This window comes from Pseudoalteromonas byunsanensis, assembly GCF_001854475.1.
Classification (GTDB): Bacteria; Pseudomonadota; Gammaproteobacteria; order Enterobacterales; family Alteromonadaceae; genus Pseudoalteromonas; species Pseudoalteromonas byunsanensis.
Map to the genome: position 1 here is coordinate 190,224 of NZ_MNAN01000037.1, position 17,838 is coordinate 208,061.

At 41.2% G+C, this 17,838-nt stretch carries 15 protein-coding genes; 5 read left to right on the forward strand and 10 right to left on the reverse strand.

Annotated features, from left to right (window positions below; translation table 11 throughout):
* Positions 1-121 precede the first annotated feature (121 nt).
* From BIW53_RS20610 to BIW53_RS19400, 6 genes are all read right to left on the reverse strand, one after another.
* Complete coding sequence (locus BIW53_RS20610) at positions 122-469, reverse strand: hypothetical protein (RefSeq protein WP_084228266.1); 348 nt, start codon at positions 467-469, stop codon at positions 122-124.
* A 60-nt stretch (positions 470-529) separates the two neighbouring features.
* Positions 530-655: a hypothetical protein gene (locus tag BIW53_RS21245; RefSeq protein ID WP_281179891.1), complete on the reverse strand. Its 126-nt coding sequence runs from the start codon at positions 653-655 to the stop codon at positions 530-532.
* A 113-nt stretch (positions 656-768) separates the two neighbouring features.
* Positions 769-1,551 carry an MBL fold metallo-hydrolase gene (locus BIW53_RS19385; RefSeq protein ID WP_070993671.1) on the reverse strand — a complete coding sequence of 261 codons (783 nt, stop codon included), beginning with the start codon at positions 1,549-1,551 and terminating at the stop codon, positions 769-771.
* Positions 1,552-1,615: 64 nt separating this feature from the next.
* Positions 1,616-2,491: a lipase chaperone family protein gene (locus BIW53_RS19390; RefSeq protein WP_070993672.1), complete on the reverse strand. Its 876-nt coding sequence runs from the start codon at positions 2,489-2,491 to the stop codon at positions 1,616-1,618.
* Positions 2,488-3,405, reverse strand: a complete 918-nt coding sequence (locus tag BIW53_RS19395; RefSeq protein ID WP_070993673.1) for an esterase/lipase family protein — start codon at positions 3,403-3,405, stop codon at positions 2,488-2,490. Before BIW53_RS19395 ends, BIW53_RS19390 begins: the two co-directional genes overlap by 4 nt.
* Positions 3,406-3,784: 379 nt before the next feature.
* Positions 3,785-6,274 carry an amidohydrolase family protein gene (locus BIW53_RS19400; RefSeq protein ID WP_084228268.1) on the reverse strand — a complete coding sequence of 830 codons (2,490 nt, stop codon included), beginning with the start codon at positions 6,272-6,274 and terminating at the stop codon, positions 3,785-3,787.
* Between the two features lie 490 nt (positions 6,275-6,764).
* On the opposite strand from BIW53_RS19400, the gene BIW53_RS19405 reads away from it, so the two are divergent.
* The 4 genes from BIW53_RS19405 to BIW53_RS19420 all read left to right on the forward strand — a co-directional run bounded on the left by BIW53_RS19405 (position 6,765) and on the right by BIW53_RS19420 (position 13,531).
* The gene (locus BIW53_RS19405) at positions 6,765-8,420 is read left to right on the forward strand and encodes a trypsin-like serine protease (protein WP_245699489.1); all 1,656 of its coding nucleotides are present in this window, start codon (positions 6,765-6,767) and stop codon (positions 8,418-8,420) included.
* Positions 8,421-8,505: 85 nt separating this feature from the next.
* Entirely contained in the window at positions 8,506-9,711 is a 1,206-nt protein-coding gene (locus BIW53_RS19410; RefSeq protein WP_070993675.1) for a hypothetical protein, read from the forward strand.
* 157 nt (positions 9,712-9,868) lie between these two features.
* Positions 9,869-10,651: a putative porin gene (locus BIW53_RS19415; protein ID WP_070993676.1), complete on the forward strand. Its 783-nt coding sequence runs from the start codon at positions 9,869-9,871 to the stop codon at positions 10,649-10,651.
* A 279-nt stretch (positions 10,652-10,930) separates the two neighbouring features.
* Positions 10,931-13,531, forward strand: coding sequence for an ExeM/NucH family extracellular endonuclease (locus BIW53_RS19420; protein WP_070993677.1), 2,601 nt, complete (start codon positions 10,931-10,933; stop codon positions 13,529-13,531).
* Between the two features lie 45 nt (positions 13,532-13,576).
* Here BIW53_RS19420 and BIW53_RS19425 read toward each other — a convergent pair whose 3' ends face one another.
* Positions 13,577-14,362, reverse strand: a complete 786-nt coding sequence (locus BIW53_RS19425) for a PhzF family phenazine biosynthesis protein (RefSeq protein ID WP_070993678.1) — start codon at positions 14,360-14,362, stop codon at positions 13,577-13,579.
* Positions 14,363-14,773: 411 nt separating this feature from the next.
* Between BIW53_RS19425 and BIW53_RS19430 the strand changes: the two genes are divergently transcribed.
* Positions 14,774-15,556, forward strand: a complete 783-nt coding sequence (locus BIW53_RS19430; protein ID WP_070993679.1) for a hypothetical protein — start codon at positions 14,774-14,776, stop codon at positions 15,554-15,556.
* Positions 15,557-15,850: 294 nt separating this feature from the next.
* Here the strand turns inward: BIW53_RS19430 and BIW53_RS19435 are convergent, their stop codons facing one another.
* From BIW53_RS19435 to BIW53_RS19445, 3 genes are all read right to left on the reverse strand, one after another.
* Positions 15,851-16,180 (reverse strand): hypothetical protein, encoded by a 330-nt coding sequence (locus tag BIW53_RS19435; RefSeq protein ID WP_070993680.1) that lies wholly within the window; start codon positions 16,178-16,180, stop codon positions 15,851-15,853.
* A 19-nt stretch (positions 16,181-16,199) separates the two neighbouring features.
* Positions 16,200-16,688 carry a hypothetical protein gene (locus BIW53_RS19440; protein ID WP_070993681.1) on the reverse strand — a complete coding sequence of 163 codons (489 nt, stop codon included), beginning with the start codon at positions 16,686-16,688 and terminating at the stop codon, positions 16,200-16,202.
* 513 nt (positions 16,689-17,201) lie between these two features.
* Positions 17,202-17,816, reverse strand: coding sequence for a hypothetical protein (locus BIW53_RS19445; RefSeq protein ID WP_070993682.1), 615 nt, complete (start codon positions 17,814-17,816; stop codon positions 17,202-17,204).
* Between the last annotated feature and the right edge of the window lie 22 nt (positions 17,817-17,838).

The following is a 17,838-nucleotide window of genomic DNA, read 5'->3' on the forward strand; positions in this document are numbered from 1 at the left end:
TCGTTTGAAGCCTAGTCGTTTTAAAGCTCAGTTACTTACGTCTCATTAGTGCTACGAGATCAACTGGTAGACGCAATAATGGGTCCGAAAAGCTTGGCTAAATGAGCACAAGCCTACTGTTTTACGTCCCTTGGTTGGAGCAGTTGTTATACCTTCTTTGACAATGCATCTCTAAGTTGCTCCAGCACCCTACGAGACTTTTATTCTTATCGGTTTTATCTATGTCTTCTGGACATAACCAATTTAGGAATTCACTTACATGATTACCGCCAAACATAGATACAATTTCATTCTGAACTTCATTTGCACTAAGGTAATCTGCTTTATTACTAACATGAGCAACTGTGTAATTTCTTAGCTTTTTAATCGATGTGTTTTTATTAAGTTCGTTATAAAACTTATTCCTTAATTCGGTATATTCGTGTAACTCCTCTTTAAAGTATTTTCCGTATTTTTCGTTAACTTCCATATACTTTGAGCAATTCAAAACTATTGCCGAAATACAAAGACGCCAGACACATTGTTTTTTCTACATGTTGCTTGGCTCCTGAAACCAAGCTCTTGACTCATAATCTCTTAATACATCCACAGCTGTAGCAAGATCCATCATTACATGAGTAAGAATTTCTTCTAGTTCTAAAAGTTTTACATTCATAGTTTTACCTAGCTATAACAGGTTACTAGCAAAATCTTGCAAGTTAGAATACCTTGTGAGGTTGGTATCTTTCACCATCTGAAATTCGCTGTCAGATCAGATATGAGCGCACATTAATTACCGCTATCAATCACCGTAAAGGTTCTTTCAATAAATCGTTTAAAGGCATTTTTTGGAATAAAGTCCTGTTTATTAGCGATGTTGAAATTGCGCAACAACGCTTTAACCCTGTCGTTGTTCATGATTTCTTCAACGCTCATGCCCTTTTCTTTCAAGGCTTTTATTTCTTCTACCCATGTAATGGTGTGATTTCTAAACTGACGTAACTCTACTTTACTCGTCGGCTTGCCGTGTCCCGGAATGATCAGGCTATCCTCATTCCCTATATTGAGGATTTTCTCGATGGCTTGATTAAATCCTGATAGACCACCGGCGTAAAATGTTGGGTGCCAACTGGTGTCATAAATATCACCAACAAACACACTATTGCTTTTGCTGTGGTAGAACACTTTGTCTTTTGATGTATGTGATTTTAACTCAAACTCTGTAAATTCGGGTAAATCACTAACAGTTGCAACAACCTTGCTGCCTTGTTCAACAAAGTAGGCGTTTCCACCGGTATGATCGCCATGTTGGTGGGTATTTAACACATAGCGTACAGGCGCTTTACTGCGCTGTTGTATAACTTGATAAAGCTTGTCTAGATTCTTCTTACCTGGCATTGGATCTATCACCACAACGCCCTCGCGGGTTTTGATTAGCCCAATGTTGGTCCCGTAGTCTTTCTCAGTGATGATAAAAGCGGCATTCGACACGCTAGTGACTTGAAAATTTGACGTACCACAGAGCCCACAGGCCGAATATAAAGCCACAATCAAAAGCAACTTGACTCGCATGGCATTCCCTTTCTTGCAAATTTTTCTGTGAGAATAACAAAGTACCAGTTATTACAGATAAAAATCAAAACTTTGCTAAGGATGTATTGGGTAGGCGTTTTCGCTCGTTTTCACTAAACATAATTTGCTTTAGGTGTTCAATGGCTTGAGTTTCTGCATCTGGCGCCAGCTCAAGTGCAAGTATGTGTGAACGTTCCTGTTTGAACTTGACCAGTTTCTGTTGCCAATTGGCCTGTTCGACTTGCAGTGCAACAATACGCTCAGCAGCTTCATCACCAAAACGCGCACTGAGTTGATTGTAATCTTGTTGCTGCCAGCTGTCGGCAAGTTCATGTAATTGTGTACTGTTTCTGATCAACCGCTGCTCTTGCTCAGGAAGCTGGCTGATATGTTGATTAATAAGTTGTTCTTTTTGAGCATTGCTCAAGCGCTTATCAGACAGTATCTGCCAGCGCTTGATTGTTTGTTCATTCCAAGCATTTTCCTCTTTAAACCAAAGTGTTATTTGATCTGATGAGAAGAAGCGTTGCTGTAATGATTGCAAAAGCGCATGACGCTCTAAAATATTTAGGTTCTCATCTACTTCCATCAGTGCTTGTTTGTAGGCCATGTAGTTTTCAACATCATCATGTAAACACTCATCAAGTTGCTTAAGATGCGAGCGCCACTGTTGATGTTGGTTATTTTTTTGTAGTGCCAACAACCAATCGTCTAGTGTGTTTTTATCGGCTTTCGAAATAGCGTCACATTGTTGATGGCTTTGCTCACCGGCTTGAATTGTATTTATAAGTGGAGTCTTGCCAGTTTGACTGAGCTCAGACTCATTCAAAATAATCGTGTGTTTGTGCTCAAATAATAGCGTTTCACCGTCAATGAAGTAGACATAGCCCAAGATCAAACACAGACCAAACATAACAACGGCAAGACTCCACTTACTCATAGATTTAACCCTTTAAGACGACGAATATGCTGACGGTAAAGTGTTAGCGGATCGGTTTCAAACAAATGATGCACACCGATTGTTTGGTTAACTTGGTCAAGGTGATTCATTTTATATTGATTACCTATTACTTGGCCTAAGTTGCTTGAACAAGCAGATACCAGCCCGTCGTTGGGCTCATCAAATACCTGTGAAAACAGTGCTAATGCGTTATCGGCAGGGTCAAACACGTTAGTCCACGCTTTACTGCCACTCCATGAAAAGTAATACACGCCGTTGCTAGCCAAAGCGTCAGTTTGTCCACAATAATGACTTGGTACGCCCTCAGGATATTTTTGGTTAAACGCCACAGAACCCTCAGTTGTCAATGCTGACAAAGCTTCTAAGGCATCTTTAGGAGCGGTCGCTTTACCAGATAACAAATCAATCAAGCCTGCTAAACCATTGGCCAGTGAGGCTAAAAACTGCTCTGAGAATGAACCGCTGTCGACACTGCCTCTTACCACATCAGCAAAGCGACTGCCCCAGTTAACCCCGCCAATACTGGTAGCTGAAGCCACCCATTGAGGTTTAACCGAAGCCACATAACGAATAGTTTGTGCGCCTTGGCTGTGACCAATTAGGTTTACCTTATCTTTACCGGTAATCGCTCTGATCAGTGCTACTTGTTCGAGTAATTGCTCGCCACGTAATTCAGAGTTATGAGCTGATGAGACCTCAGCTACGTAAACAGCTGCCCCTTCATCTTCAATAACAGAAGGTACTCGGTAGAAATAATCGACTCCCAATAGGTTATCAAAGCCAAACAGGCCATGTACCAGTACCACAGGATATTCAAGTCGTTCACTACTGTGAGCTACCTGCGTGAAAAAAGTAAATAGGCCAATCATGGCCGCCCAAACATGTTGTTTCATATACTTGCTCCAATTATTACATTTTAATAACAAATTAAAATTAGAGCACAATGGTCAGAGGTCAAGCCAGAATGTTAAAAAAAGCCACCTTTTGTAAAATTAATTTCAACACTCGCTGCGTGCTACGCTAAATCTCAAATCCAAAACAACACCTACACCATACCTTTTACAAAGTGTATTACATTGATTTTTAAGATTTAAATAAACCATTTCAGAATTTATGGGAAGGTGAAATGTCGATAAACACATTACTATCGCAAACGAGTCGACTTTGATAAGGCTAGGGATAACAAGCAAAGTAAAAGACTTTTATCAGCTTTAGTTATCTGTTGAGTGAATAAAAAGCGCACAGATAATCCCGTGCGCTATCGTCTGTTAATTATAAGGATTTAGTGTAAAGCGGGCATTTAGAGTCTTTATACTTCTCATTGCCTTTGCTTAGCTCAGCTAAATCAAACCAAGGGATCTGCTTTGCTGATACAAACGCACATTCAACATTAATTTTATGTATATCAAATGGTTGCTTCCCAATCTTATCGGTATTGAAATCAAGTGGATTACTGTCTAGCACAATAAAGTCGGCCAGCTTACCTTCTTCTATTGAACCAAGTTTATCCGCAATATTGTGTTGCTTTGCAGGCACAATAGTGAGAGCTCTAATCGCGTCCATAATGTTAACACCCTGATCAGCATTAAGCGGCGTGCCATTACCTTCAAGGTTCGGGTAATACCAGGTATTGCGGGTAACAGCCTGTTCAATAAACCATATAGGAAACAGTGGACTAATGCTTAAATCGCTATGAATTGAAAAAGGAATACCGGATTCTAGCTCTACCTGCATTGGGTTGATCATTTTAGCTCTTTGTTCACCCAATTCATTTTCCATTGAACGACCCCAATAAGCAATGTGGCCAATTAAGTGACTGGGCATAAGATTTGGCAGTGTTTGGCGTGCTTCTATATATTTTGTAACCACACTTGGAACATCATCTGTAGAGAAGTCATCAGCACGATTAACCGTTGAATGAATAATGGTATGTGCCAAACAAGCATAGCTGCTTTGATGATCCGCATCATCACACAGTGGCGCTGTTGAGCGATTCATATCTAGCAAAGCACCGATGGAATCTTCGATCCCCTCATCTCCATTTGCATGCAGATTAATGTACCAGCCAGAATCCGCAAACTGTTGTAGATTTTTCGCGATTTGCTTGCGATTAAAGTCAACATGCCCAGAACCAAACATCTCGCATAAGCCAGCGGCATCATAGTCATGACTTAAGTTGGCGCTACACCCTTGTGTCGAGCCGTCAGACCATAGCTTCACTCCCTCAACCGAAAGCATGCCTTTGTACTTTACGTTATCGAATGCAATTTTGTACTGGTCACTATCACTTTTCTCTTTGCCTTCGTCTTTATCTTCAGCGAGCTTCTTACTCAAGTCATGCCAATCATACAAGGAGCGAATGCGAGTCGCCGCTTTGCCAGACTCTACAATACACTTATAACTATTGACCATGTCTATCGTTGATCCGCCCTCAACGAAGGTGGTCACCCCTTGCTGTGATGAAGTATTAAGTATATTTTCCATCACTTTTGTCACCGGGCTCTTCGATTCTAAATCACATACAACTGGGTTGGATGCTACATTTGCACCGCCATGTTTGAGCATCCCAGCAACATTAAGATGCTTTGAATCAAAGTTTTTAGCTATCGCCTCTACAAAAGGCACATAAGAACTTTGTTCCTTTAACAACCCTGAATACTGCCACTGGCCCTTATTTTCTACGATTGCCCAATCCCCATCAGGAAAATACTTAGCTTGCACAATACGCTGATAAGATTGCATAGCACTTTTACTGTTTGCTTCACAGCTAAGCGTGACACTACCATCACGGTTAATCACACTTTGGTCTATCTCATCTTTAAGCTTAAGGTCGGCAATCTCTGATTTTGACAGCGTTTTGTCACACAGTCCCGTTTGTTTAAACGCAACCATATTGGCATAACCCAAATGCCCCGATTGATCTAACACCAAAACTGGATGAGTCGCTAATACATCACTTTGTCTCTTTACTGCATTCGTACCAAACGCTTGTGCATCTTGTATGTAATGCATAGGAAATTGTAAGAATGCCTTGTTGTCGTTAAGCGCTTTAGCGAACGCAGCTTTATTTTTCGCGTCGATGCCCGCATCGTTATTTGGGTTAGGCAAGAATGAATAGTTATTACTTTGAGACAGCAACATCCGTGATGGATCAAGTCCATTACCAACCAACCATTGCTTATTACTGCTGACTTTGCTGGACCTTAGAGCATCTAGTGCCTCTTCAACATAGAGGTAGCAATTTGCTCTTACATTCTGTTGCAGAGTCGGTATGTCCTTACCTTGGTAATACAACCAACCATAATCTTGGTTAAGCTGCTGCTGATATTTATCTGGCAAGCACGGCATTAAATTAGGAACAAAAGAGGTTTGTGCAGTGAGCTTTAAGTGAGCATGTGGCTCAATGAAGCCCGGCATAAGTGTTCTACCAGCTAGATCCAAATAGCGTACAGGCAACTCCAAGTGTGAGTAATTAACCTTGATATGAGCATTAATCTTACCTAAGTCACCTATTGCAGCAATGGTATCGTCAACAATCAGTAGGCCGACATCATCCTGTTCATGTCGAAGCACATGATTTTTTTCATCTGCGGTAATAATATCACCACCATAAACGACTAATATACGCGGTAGCTCATCAATACCTTCTTGCAGCTTTGCACCCTCGACTTCCTTTCGGTACGTTTCATTTCCTATCAATGAACAGCCAGCCAAAACTAACGGTACGCACAAAGATGACGCCCACACTAACTTTTTCATCATTTTTTCTTCCCAGTATCAATGCCTTAAATGGTAAACAATCTGTTTGTCACGGAGGCAAAAAGTAAACAAACACTAATGTTTAAGAACCTTATACATTAGCTTCGTTAGGGAAAATGTCGATTACGCGGCATTACGCCATATACAATATCCAAAACTGAGCCCCTTCATCAATGACTGGATAAACACACTAAGTGATGATTTATAAGTAAGTTAGACGGCTAGAGATCTGGCGCATTAATTACACCACCCCATTCAATTAAACAAAAAATTCATCCAATTATCATAAAATACCAACATATTTACATTCATTTACATTGCTTTTGTAAATAAAACAATACGCATAAGTCACTAATTTAGGAGAGTTTATTGTTCCAGTTGGTCAAAAAACATCTGGTCATACCATGGGTAAGTTTTAATCTAGCTATTGATCCAAACCGTATCTCAGATTATTCCTAGATTACTCATTCACGAGTAACAACAAGGATACAACATGAACAACATAAAAATGACAACAATAACTTTAGCTGTTTTAGGAACGCTTTCTTCTCCTCTGTTGATAGCCAAACAATCAGCACTACCAGACGTAGATATCAGTATTGTTGGTGGTGTTGAAACCCAACCACAATCAAGACCTTACCAAGTTGCATTACTAATGAATGGCCGTCAGGGCTGTGGTGGTACATTGATTAGCCAAGACTGGGTTTTAACTGCTGCACACTGTGTAGACAACGCAAGCACAAGCGGCTTAACTGTACGTGTTGGCGCACATTCAATCAGCCGTAACGACGGCCAGACATTACGTGTATCTCAGATTATCAGCCATGAACAATGGCGTGGTGCTAACAGTATTCGTTCAGGTTATGATATCGCGGTACTACGTTTAGCATCGCCAGCTAACAGCCAGTACACTCCTGCAAAACTTGCAACACGCGAAATTGAACAGCAATACGCATCGGTTGGTGATAACGTGACCGTATCGGGTTGGGGGTTAACGTCAAACCGAGGCAGCGCAAGCGATGTGCTTCGTGAAGTAGATTTACCTGTTATCAGTAACTCTACCTGTAGCAGCCAACTAAATTTCAACATTCCCAGCTCTGTGATCTGTGGTGGCGGTCAAGGTGGTCGTTCAGCATGTAACGGCGACAGTGGTGGTCCATACGCGGTACGCGTTGGCAATGAGTTTTACAGCATTGGTACTGTAAGCTGGGGTATCTCGTGTCAAGGCGCATCAGCATTTACCAGAACAACCAGCTACCTAGACTGGATCAAAGCAAAAACTGGTATTGGTAACACTGACCCAGATGATGGCGCACCAGTAGCTGACTTTGACTTCTCTGTTGACCAACTATCTGTAAGCTTTACTGACCGTTCGCGCGACGACAACGGTATTCGCAGCCATAGCTGGAAGTTTGGTGACAACCGTGGTGGTACTTCGGCACAAGCGAACCCAACTTATCAGTTCAGCGAAGCAGGCACTTACAATGTTCAACTTACCGTAACTGATACTAAAGGTCAGACGAATACAACTTCTAAACAAGTACGCGTAACCAACGGTGATGATCCAGGTAGTTGTACCGGTGTTGAAGCATGGAGTGCATCAAAGTCTTATGCGCTTAACGATAAAGTTAGCTTCAACGGTTATGAATACAAAGCAATCTGGTGGTCACAAGGTGCCCAACCTGACATGTACCCAAGCGTATGGCAAAAAGGTGAAGCTTGTGGTGATGCATCAACACCTGTAGCTGACTTCAGCGCATCTGTATCAGGCTTGAATGTAAACTTTAGCAACAATAGCAGTGGTAACATTGTTGCAGTACAGTGGAGCTTTGGTGACGGAAACCGCAGTTCAGCATTTGCTCCTAGTCACACTTACGCACAGGCTGGCAGCTATCAAGTTACCTTGTCAATCACTGACAGCAATAACCAAACAACTTCTGTGACAAAGTCTGTTTCAGTAACAGATGGCGGTGCTGGTGATTGTAATGGTATCGATGCTTGGTCTGCGCAGAAAGTTTACCAATCAGGTACTCTTGCACATGTCAATGGCAGTGTATATCGTGCTAACTGGTGGGTACAGGGTGAACACCCAGAGTCTTCAGGTCCTTGGGGTCCATGGACTCGTGTAGGCGCTTGCCAAAGCATGTAAGTAATTTTTAATTTCTCGACCGGACTTTAAAAAAACCTAAGTCCCATGTAATCTAACTTTTATATAAAAATAACGACTTGATATCATGGGACTTAATCAGCAAACCGCCAGTGAACTTACCAGATTAGGTGAACGAATTAAAAAAACCCTCAATGCGGTTTTTGCAGAACTCCCCTTACAAGCTCATACAATCAATGGGTTAACTCAATTTTTGGACTATCACAGGTCAAACAGTCAGCGCGTTTTCAATGCAAAAAAGGCAGCAACGGGCGAATTAGTACTATTGCAATTACCTGGAATTAAGGCCTTAGAAGAGTTTACCAGCAAATTACAAACCCACATTAGTGTCACGAATTACCAGCAGCTCCAACAAGTATGTCATTTGTTTGCTAAGAGCATAAAAATGTATGCCAGTAGCCATGCTGATCTAAAGCGCCAACTACAGAGCTTACACGAGCCTAATGTCGATGAAATCCCCCACCAGCAAGATAAACGCGCGCAATTGTATTACGCAGCAAAGTCACTGTTGGGGTTTAGTGTTGAGCACATTTTCTGTACCTATATACTAACTCGTCAAAGCCCGAGCGCTGATTTTTTGCAAGAAATCGCACTTATCAGTAAAACAGGTATTAAACGCCAACGTGGAGCACCTCCTTTTGTGCAGTTTTACACACATCCACACCCTAGCGATTTCACCCAACCAAAATTGTTAACGCAAGCCAGTCGTATCCAATCCAATTCATTTACGATAGGTATTGCCAGTGAGTTCTCAACAACAGGATTAGATCAAGCATATAGCAGCTATTCTCCCAGTAATTCAGGAATAGTGTTTGACGATCTTCCCGACGCACCTCGCTTTGACGCCACCTTCATTTTTAATAATCCAGATGAACTGGTTAATCCACTGACTCATAAAAGCCAGTGTAGTTCTACCAGTATCTCAATTAAAAACCCAACAAAACGGCTGACTTTGTTGGTGCTCGTAGACAAAGCTATAGATAGGAGCAGCAATGTTAATGTCGGTTGCTATCACGGCAATCAAAAAATTGAAGAGGGTAAGTTAAACTCAAGCGATATGTGGACAGAGCGCTTACCTGACTTTCCTGAATTACGAGTGATCTCTCTAGAGAATCCTCATAACCTGTTAAACCAAGATATGAAAATGCAGGCTAAAGTCGAGTATCTGTTAAATTATGCAAACCTTAACGCCGACCAATTTGTCTGCTACCTCATGGATGTTGATTTTCCAATTTGGTCAGCAACCTATCGCATCTATTTTGAGCACAATTGATATTCTTTTCAACATACTGATTCTGCTATTCATTTTTCCAAATACATGTCACACCTTTAAGCTTGCATTAAGTCTTAAAGGTTTATAAGGTACGCACAAAATTAGGCTAAGCCCTATTAGCCCTTCGACTTATTTATCTAACCATGTAAGGAACACTATGCGTTACTTGTTACCTCTTTGTTCGTTGCTGCTACCACTTAGTACGTTTGCAACAACACAAAACTCTTCTGATAAGCAATGGTTTAACACCGCAGAATATAATCACGTAGAGCAAAACAGCGTTGACTCTATGGTACTGTCAACGAGTTACTATTTTGCTCCACAGCAAAATACTGGCGTATGGGACGACTTTGGGTATTTAGATACCGACTCGAAAATCTCAGCAAGTTATACTGACTCTGATTTCGATAACTATTTTAGTCTCTCTGGTGAAGCCTTTTACAACAACTGGTTTGTTAATGCCGAAGTTCAAAACTTAGGAGAAGAAGACAATCATGCCATTGGGTTTGGTTATCTTTATAATGATGCACTCAAAGTATCAATCACTCAATATGTGCGTGAAGACAACTCTGATCCACTTTGGTTGCAAGCGCAATATAACCATCAGATCAATGAATCGGACTATTTAGGTGTTACTGTAAGCGCGCAAGACAATTTAGATAATTGGTCAGTATCAACTCGTTACTTTAGAAAGTTGGATGACGGTGCATTTTTTACCTTAGACGCAAGTCATGCTGATGGCGAACACAGTAGTTCAGTAACCGCCTTTATGGCGAGCTATTACTTCAACACTAACTTTGCTGTTGGTGCGGGCCTAAACGACTCAGACCTACAGTTGGAAGCGAAATACTTCTTATCTGACAAGTATTTTTACCGTGCCTACTATTCAGACAGTGACCAAGGTGACTTAATTTCAGCGTCATTTAATGCTTACTTCTGACTTAGTTGACTAGTAATGTGCGATGTCACCCATCGCACATTAATTTCATTATTTCGGACCAAATGTTAACCAATATATCTCATTAGTTGCCAATTCATCACTAAACCACTTCTTTGACTAGTCCCGTAACCCTTTAAAAGAAACAGAAAAAATCACATGCATACATCACCAATGTACTGGATATGAAAATATTTAAACACAAATGCAATAAAAATAGAGTAGAATATCCAAATCTAGTGAACACACTAGATTAGTGCTAAACACGGGAACTATAATAAAATGTTAAAAAAAACAATTCTAGCAACCCTGATCTCAGCGGCTTGCATTCCAGCTCATGCAGAGCTAATAATTTCAGAATATGTCGAAGGTAGTAGCTATAACAAAGCGGTAGAGGTTTACAACACAAGTGAACAAGCTATTGATTTGACTGACTACGCTCTTTCTTTTTATTTCAATGGCAGCGCTGATGCAGGCCGTACCATTGCATTAGAAGGAAGCTTGGCAGGTAAATCGACTTACGTTGTTGCTCACTCAAGTGCCAATGAAACACTGACAGCAAAAGCACAATTGCTATCAGGTGGCAGTTGGTTTAACGGCGACGATGCGGTTGTACTTGCCAAAGCTGGCAACATTATTGATAGCTTAGGTCAAATCGGTGTTGACCCAGGCTCTAGCTGGTCAGACGGCGATGCCAGCACGCAAGACAAAAGCCTAGTTCGTAAACCACAGTTCATCACTGGTGATGCGGATACCAGCGACACATTCTTACCTTCTACACAATGGCTTGCTAACGCTAAAGATGACTTTTCAAATATCGGTTTGCACTCTAATGAGTTGCCACCTGAACCTGAAGACCTGATCTGCGACCAAAATAACGTGCTGATCAGCCAAGTACAAGGTGCCGCTGATGCGAGCCCACTAGCTGGTGAAGTTGTTGAAATACAAGGTATAGTCACCTCAGCATTACAAGGTGATGACCAGTTGAAGGGCTTCTTTTTACAAGAAGAGCTAAATGACCAAGATAATGACGTATTAACCTCTGAAGGTATTTTCGTTTATTATACTGGCACCGCTGTAAACAACGGCGATATCGTAAAAGTGCTTGGAAAAGTTGAAGAAAAGTACGGCCAAACACAACTGACTTCGGTTACTACTTTAAAAGTATGTGGTTCAGCTGCGTCAGTACCAGCAACACGTATCACTTTACCACTAGAAACAGGTCTTGAATCAGTAGAAGGCATGTTGGTTGAAGTAACCAACGAGCTAGTTGTAAATGATACTTACGGCTTGAAACGTTACGGCGAAGTGCGCTTAGGTACTGAGCGTTTGTATCAATCAACACAAATTGCATTGCCAGGTGAAGCTGCAAACGCAGTTGAAGCGCAAAACAAACAAAAAGAAATTTTGTTAGATGATGGTTCATCGGCGCAAAACCCTGAGGTGATCCCTTACCCTGCTCCTGAGCTAGATGCATACAACACGTTACGTCTAGGCGATAAGGTCACTAATGTGCAAGGTGTGCTAGGTTATGGTTACGGTCAATATCGTATTCAGCCTACGGTACAGCCAAACTTCATCTTAGCAAACCCACGTACTGACGCTCCTGAAGTAACCACTCGTGGCGATTTGCGTATCGCAAGCTTTAACGTACTTAACTACTTCAATGGCGATGGTCAAGGCGCGGGGTTCCCAACTCCACGTGGCGCAGACAACGCAGAAGAGTTTGAGCGTCAAAAGGCCAAAACAGTTGCCGCTATGCTGCAACTAGATGCTGATTTGTTCGGTATTCTAGAGATGGAAAATGATGGCTTTAGTGAACTAAGTGCACTGGCTGATTTAACCGCAGCATTAAACGCACAAGATAGCGAAAACACCTACGCATATGTAAACCTAGGCACTGAAAAAGTTGGCGGTGATGCCATCATGTCAGCCATTATTTACCGTAGCAACAAAGTAAAAGAAGTAGGTACTGCTGCATTTACAGAAGTGGTTCCGTTTGACTACGGTAACCGTCCACCTGTTATACAGACCTTCACTGATTTACAAAACAATGAAACGTTCAACCTTGTTGTTGCTCACTTGCGCTCAAAAGGTAGCTGTTCAAAAGCACAAGGGCTAGACCAAGATCAGAATGATGGCCAAGGTTGTTGGAATCAAACTCGCGTTGATGCAGTTAAAGCACTTTCTAGCTGGTTAGCAACAACACCTACCGGTCTGGACGATCCAGATACGATTATTCTTGGTGACATGAATGCATATGGCCAAGAAGATCCAATCCGCACTTATGTTGAGCAAGGCTATCAAGATATTAAAAAGCAGCTACACCAAAGTACAACTGATTACTCATATGTATATCAAGGCCGTATTGGTAGCTTAGACCACGCTTTTGCAAGTGAGTCGATGATGGAAAAAGTTGTAGACATCGCTGATTGGCATATCAATGCTGATGAGCCTGTTGCGCTTGACTACAACACCGAATATAAGTCAGATAAGCACAGAGCAAGCTTGTACGCTGAGCACGCTTACCGTGCGTCTGATCACGACCCAATTGTGATTGAGCTTAAAACCCAGTCTAAGCAAGATATCATCGAAGGCGAGTTTACTGCTCTATCGGGCTGGTTCTGGTGGCAACGTTTTTCTATTGAATTGCCAGAAGGATATAAAAATCTAGAAGTAAGTATCAGCGGTGAAGGTGAAGCTGATCTATATGTCCGTCGTGGTAAGAAAACGCACTTCTTCAAGTATGACTGTCGCCCATATCTATGGGGTAGTAATGAGAAGTGTTCTTTAGACAACCCACAGGCTGGCGTATGGCACTTTGGCCTACGTGGGATCCTTCCCTATGCAAATGTGACGCTTAAGTATAAAGCGAGCAAATAATACTGCATAAAGCACTACCGCCAGCCCAAACGCTGGCGGTTTTATTTATTCACAAGTAATTTCACCTTTCATATAATCTACCGCACTGCCAATTAAAGCGATACGCTCCCCTTTCACTTCACATAAAATGGTGCCACCACGCGAAGAGACTTGTATCGCCGATAGCTTATTTTTACCCAGTTTTTGCGCCCAAAATGGTGCTAATTCACAATGTGCTGACCCCGTCACAGGATCCTCATCCACACTCAGGTTTGGAAAAAAACAGCGACTGACAAAATCAGCCTGATCGCCAGGTGCTGTTACCACAACTCCCCTTAAGTCCAAATCGCGCCAAGTATTATAATCAGGCTCTAACGCCCTGACTTGTGTCTCATTTTCAAGTAATACAATATAGTCAAATGCAGTAAAAACTTGTTTTGGTTCAACATTTCTTAGGCCACCAACAAGTGACAACGGAGCTGTGATCTGTTCAAGCACCGCGGCTGGAAAGTCCATACTGTATCCCTGTGCCGTTTTGCACACTTCTAAAACACCACTTCGCGTATGAAACAGTATCGACTCATACTCATAACCAAGGTGTTCGTATAACACATGAGCGCTTGCCAAAGTTGCATGGCCACACAAGTCGACTTCATCTTTGGGTGTAAACCAACGTAGCTCGTAACCCGACTGCGCTTTCACAAAAAATGCGGTTTCTGATAGGTTATTCTCTTGTGCTATTTTTTGTAACAACGCGTCCTCCAACCAATCATCTAGTGGAATTACCGCCGCAGGGTTGCCCTGAAACAATTTATTGGTAAAAGCATCGACTTGATAGATAGGTAACTTCATAGCGTTTCCATGCAGTTGTTCAGTAAACTTAACTTTAGCGGCTAACCATTAAGAATATCAACAAAATTTGTGAATATATGCAGGACAACCTATTTGTTGATAGAGCAGAAAATTCACAGTGCTTAGCAATCAATGAAGTCCCGTCAACCTCCAACCGGATAAAAAATGTAGCTGTCATTTCTCGTCACACAATAGTGTCTCATTGCGCATTATACGGATTCGTTTCAGGGCATAATGTAAATGAAACATCAAAAACATGAATATCATAATATATTGATTTATATCATTAAAAGTTTACACCCACACATTGTCAGCGCTGTCATTTAGTTCTATGATCGTCTCGCTTAAGCAAGGAAGGGCCCAGTTCCACATTCACTCGTCAACTTTATAAAAGCAAAAGGATTAATTTGTATGAAAAAGTTAAGTTTATTCGCCGCCGCGACGTTAACAGCGTCTGCAAGCTCACTCGCATTACCAGAACAGGCGTTTGATACCGATGGTTTTGAACGAGTCACTGAATATAGTTATGGGCCTATTGCATCGGCTATCATCACCAGTGAATTTGCCCATCAACTTAATGTGTATCTGCATCCACGCAATGTAGGTGATTCGTGCCAGTATGGTAATATTTATACCCAATCAACTGGTGAGCATGTTGCTCATGCCGATGTATCAAACGTTGCTGCTCAAGTATTCATTCAACAAGCCGCAGCCGACATCCCCGAGCGGCATTTGGTGGAAAATAAACGACTAAGAGTTTCTTGTACCAGTGCAGCGGGTGAAGACTATGATGTGCTTGTCAATATTCCCGGCGCCCCCATTGTAGATTGGCAGATCAGCGTTGAACCCAAAGGAGAGTTTGTTCACCGCCCAAACACCTATGGTTATCACAGCAGCTATGAAGTAACCAGCAAACTCAATATAAACAATCAAAATAACGGTAGTCGCTGCACTACTTTGTCTAACCGTGGCGTAGAGCTCGGATTATTTCACGGCGAAGGACGCTTTGGGCCTTTCCATTCTGATGTATTCACAACCAATTTAACAGTCGACAATTCACGAGCTGGTCAACCTGTTTTATACCAAATCATTGAATGCGAAAACGCGGCTGGAAAAACCATGGCGGTTAAAGTATTTACACTGACTAACCCTGATAGTATTTATTTGCTTGAAGAAGATGTAATTGTTAAGTGATGTATTGCCACCCAGTATTAGACACAACTTGTCTTTCTAAACATTTTTGATTTTGGGGCCTCATTTCGAGGCCTTTTCAACACTTTGCGAAAATCAATAACAAACCAGCATGTTGCTGGATTGCTGGTGCATTGTTCTTATAAAGGAGTTTAAACCAGCGTTAGATACAGCGATGGACGATGCTTGACTTATCTAAGTAACTCTCATCAGACTTTATACATAAAAACCACCCAAAAAATAAAAAGCTGGGTGGCTGCCCACGATCTATATCACTGTTAACTGGCTTTGCTCTACTTATATTAAGGTAAAACCTACCGCTGTGTTTACAGTATCTTTGACTACGTCTAGCGCAGCATTTATGGCTTGCTCAGCGGCCAGTGTACTGAGTCCTTTAATCGTCAACAAAACGGTTCTACTAGCATTTTTTTGGATAGAGAAATGCAAAGCAGCTTCTTCTTCATCTATTTTCCCTGCGCTCTTTAAGGTTTGAATTGCTACAAATGATTCCGCCAGTTTTTTTGCTTCGGACTCTGCATACTCTTTGATCTCTGGCCACTTTTCAGATAAAACACCTTTCATAGCAGACAACATGCTTTGCGCTAATTCTCCTGCATCAATACTCATCTCATTTTCTCCAGTTTAATTAATCTTCTTCGCCGCGTTTCTTTGCCAGCTCTAGCTTCAATATTGCAGTAAAACTAGAATTAAATGCGCTTCTAAAAAGTGCTACTTCATTTGAACTTATACACTTAAGCTGGCCACTCGATTTTGACTTCTTATCTTTTAGTTTGTGCAAGGACTCTAAGTCACTTAAGCTGTCAGCGAGCAAAGATACTTGCTCCACTGTAATTTCGTTTTGAGGAATGGCTTCAGCACGAACTTTAATTGCGCTCAAATCAACCTTTGATTCGCTATAAAAATCCGAATTTTTTTCATAACTACACTCAGGAAGTCCATCTTTAGTCTCAAGATCAATAAGAAATGTCTCGAACTTTCTTTGAAGAGCAGTAACATTTTTGTCAGTTGTTTCATCGTAAGTCGCTATTAATTTTACTGCGCATCCCGAAACGACAAACAACATCGAGATAAATAATATTACCCTTAGTGGGGTGGCTGTATTTAACATCTTCATAGGTTCCCTCCTTTAGGGATGCCGTGTGTTATGGGACGAGTATTGGCTTGCTAGATTGCTTGCAAAAAGCTCAAGCAAGCTTTTGTGAAGCTTACTTGAGCACTTGTTATATAGCTTTACGATCGGCTATCTCTAAATGCAACCAAAGAATGTACCGAAAAAGCAAACCCACAAATTAGAGTAGGAGTTAGAGTAGATATCCACGGTTGCGCCTTGCGTTTACTGTAAATATCACGCTGACCACATTTTGAGTAACGTTGTAACTATCGTGTAAGAGTCAATCAATGTCTATTACTCAGCATTACATCAAGCTATAACGCCCACAAAAACGCTCTGCAAACACAATGATAATGATAGCTATCTGACAAACTGATTTGCCGCTTCCTTGCCAACCCCATCGCTCACTCCTTGAACTTAGAATTTGATACGAATTTGAAGAATTAAAAGCTTAGACAAACCACTCCAAGTTAGCAAACGATGCTTCTGATGCAGTAAATCATTTTACTTTTATCTTTATTTCTTAACTTTAAAATCTACTAAACAGGTGGAAGTAGACTTGTCTGTTTTATGGTAATTAGACATGAAATTATAATATCTAATTTTAACCTCGGACCCGATGTACTTTTCAAACAGCGTAATTATGTCACCTGTAAAACACTTTGGCATATCGTTCTTTTGAGAACGATCCCAATCTATTTCCATATTAAAAATCAAGCTTGAGTTAGTTGTCTTAACTTCTGCAAATTTCCATAAATAATCTTCTCCCAAAGCATCAGCCGTGTGACCCGGCCACTGCTTATGAAAAAGCTTAACATCTATTAAACGCCCCTCTAACTCACTTATTAAATTAAAGTTTGCATCTTTTTCGTAGTTCAAATAAGTTGATTTAGTTTCCTTAAATCTATCCTGATAAGTTACTAATTGATAGCAGGCTAAAATCACCGGTAGTCCTATCAATAAAACCCTATGATAGCCTTTTTCCTGAGCGTTACTTTGTTTGTACTTTGTATATAGAAATACAACAGCACTCAATAACAACACTGAAATAACGCTAGTAAAAATTAACTCATAGTGTATTTCAAAGTTGTCTATCATTGCTGGAGAATAAACAGTCGTATAATTTTTCATAATGGTTAAGAGTGAGCCTTTT

What these genes read in the sequence shown, in the direction of transcription:
- BIW53_RS19430 (WP_070993679.1), top strand. Translation starts at nt 14,774, where the DNA reads ATGAAAAAGTTAAGTTTATTCGCCGCCGCGACGTTAACAGCGTCTGCA.
- BIW53_RS19410 (WP_070993675.1), top strand. Translation starts at nt 8,506, where the DNA reads ATGGGACTTAATCAGCAAACCGCCAGTGAACTTACCAGATTAGGTGAA.
- BIW53_RS19420 (WP_070993677.1), top strand. Translation starts at nt 10,931, where the DNA reads ATGTTAAAAAAAACAATTCTAGCAACCCTGATCTCAGCGGCTTGCATT.
- BIW53_RS19385 (WP_070993671.1), bottom strand. Translation starts at nt 1,551, where the DNA reads ATGCGAGTCAAGTTGCTTTTGATTGTGGCTTTATATTCGGCCTGTGGG.
- BIW53_RS19435 (WP_070993680.1), bottom strand. Translation starts at nt 16,180, where the DNA reads ATGAGTATTGATGCAGGAGAATTAGCGCAAAGCATGTTGTCTGCTATG.
- BIW53_RS19425 (WP_070993678.1), bottom strand. Translation starts at nt 14,362, where the DNA reads ATGAAGTTACCTATCTATCAAGTCGATGCTTTTACCAATAAATTGTTT.
- BIW53_RS19395 (WP_070993673.1), bottom strand. Translation starts at nt 3,405, where the DNA reads ATGAAACAACATGTTTGGGCGGCCATGATTGGCCTATTTACTTTTTTC.
- BIW53_RS19400 (WP_084228268.1), bottom strand. Translation starts at nt 6,274, where the DNA reads ATGATGAAAAAGTTAGTGTGGGCGTCATCTTTGTGCGTACCGTTAGTT.
- BIW53_RS19390 (WP_070993672.1), bottom strand. Translation starts at nt 2,491, where the DNA reads ATGAGTAAGTGGAGTCTTGCCGTTGTTATGTTTGGTCTGTGTTTGATC.
- BIW53_RS20610 (WP_084228266.1), bottom strand. Translation starts at nt 469, where the DNA reads ATGGAAGTTAACGAAAAATACGGAAAATACTTTAAAGAGGAGTTACAC.
- BIW53_RS21245 (WP_281179891.1), bottom strand. Translation starts at nt 655, where the DNA reads ATGAATGTAAAACTTTTAGAACTAGAAGAAATTCTTACTCATGTAATG.
- BIW53_RS19415 (WP_070993676.1), top strand. Translation starts at nt 9,869, where the DNA reads ATGCGTTACTTGTTACCTCTTTGTTCGTTGCTGCTACCACTTAGTACG.
- BIW53_RS19445 (WP_070993682.1), bottom strand. Translation starts at nt 17,816, where the DNA reads ATGAAAAATTATACGACTGTTTATTCTCCAGCAATGATAGACAACTTT.
- BIW53_RS19440 (WP_070993681.1), bottom strand. Translation starts at nt 16,688, where the DNA reads ATGAAGATGTTAAATACAGCCACCCCACTAAGGGTAATATTATTTATC.
- BIW53_RS19405 (WP_245699489.1), top strand. Translation starts at nt 6,765, where the DNA reads ATGAACAACATAAAAATGACAACAATAACTTTAGCTGTTTTAGGAACG.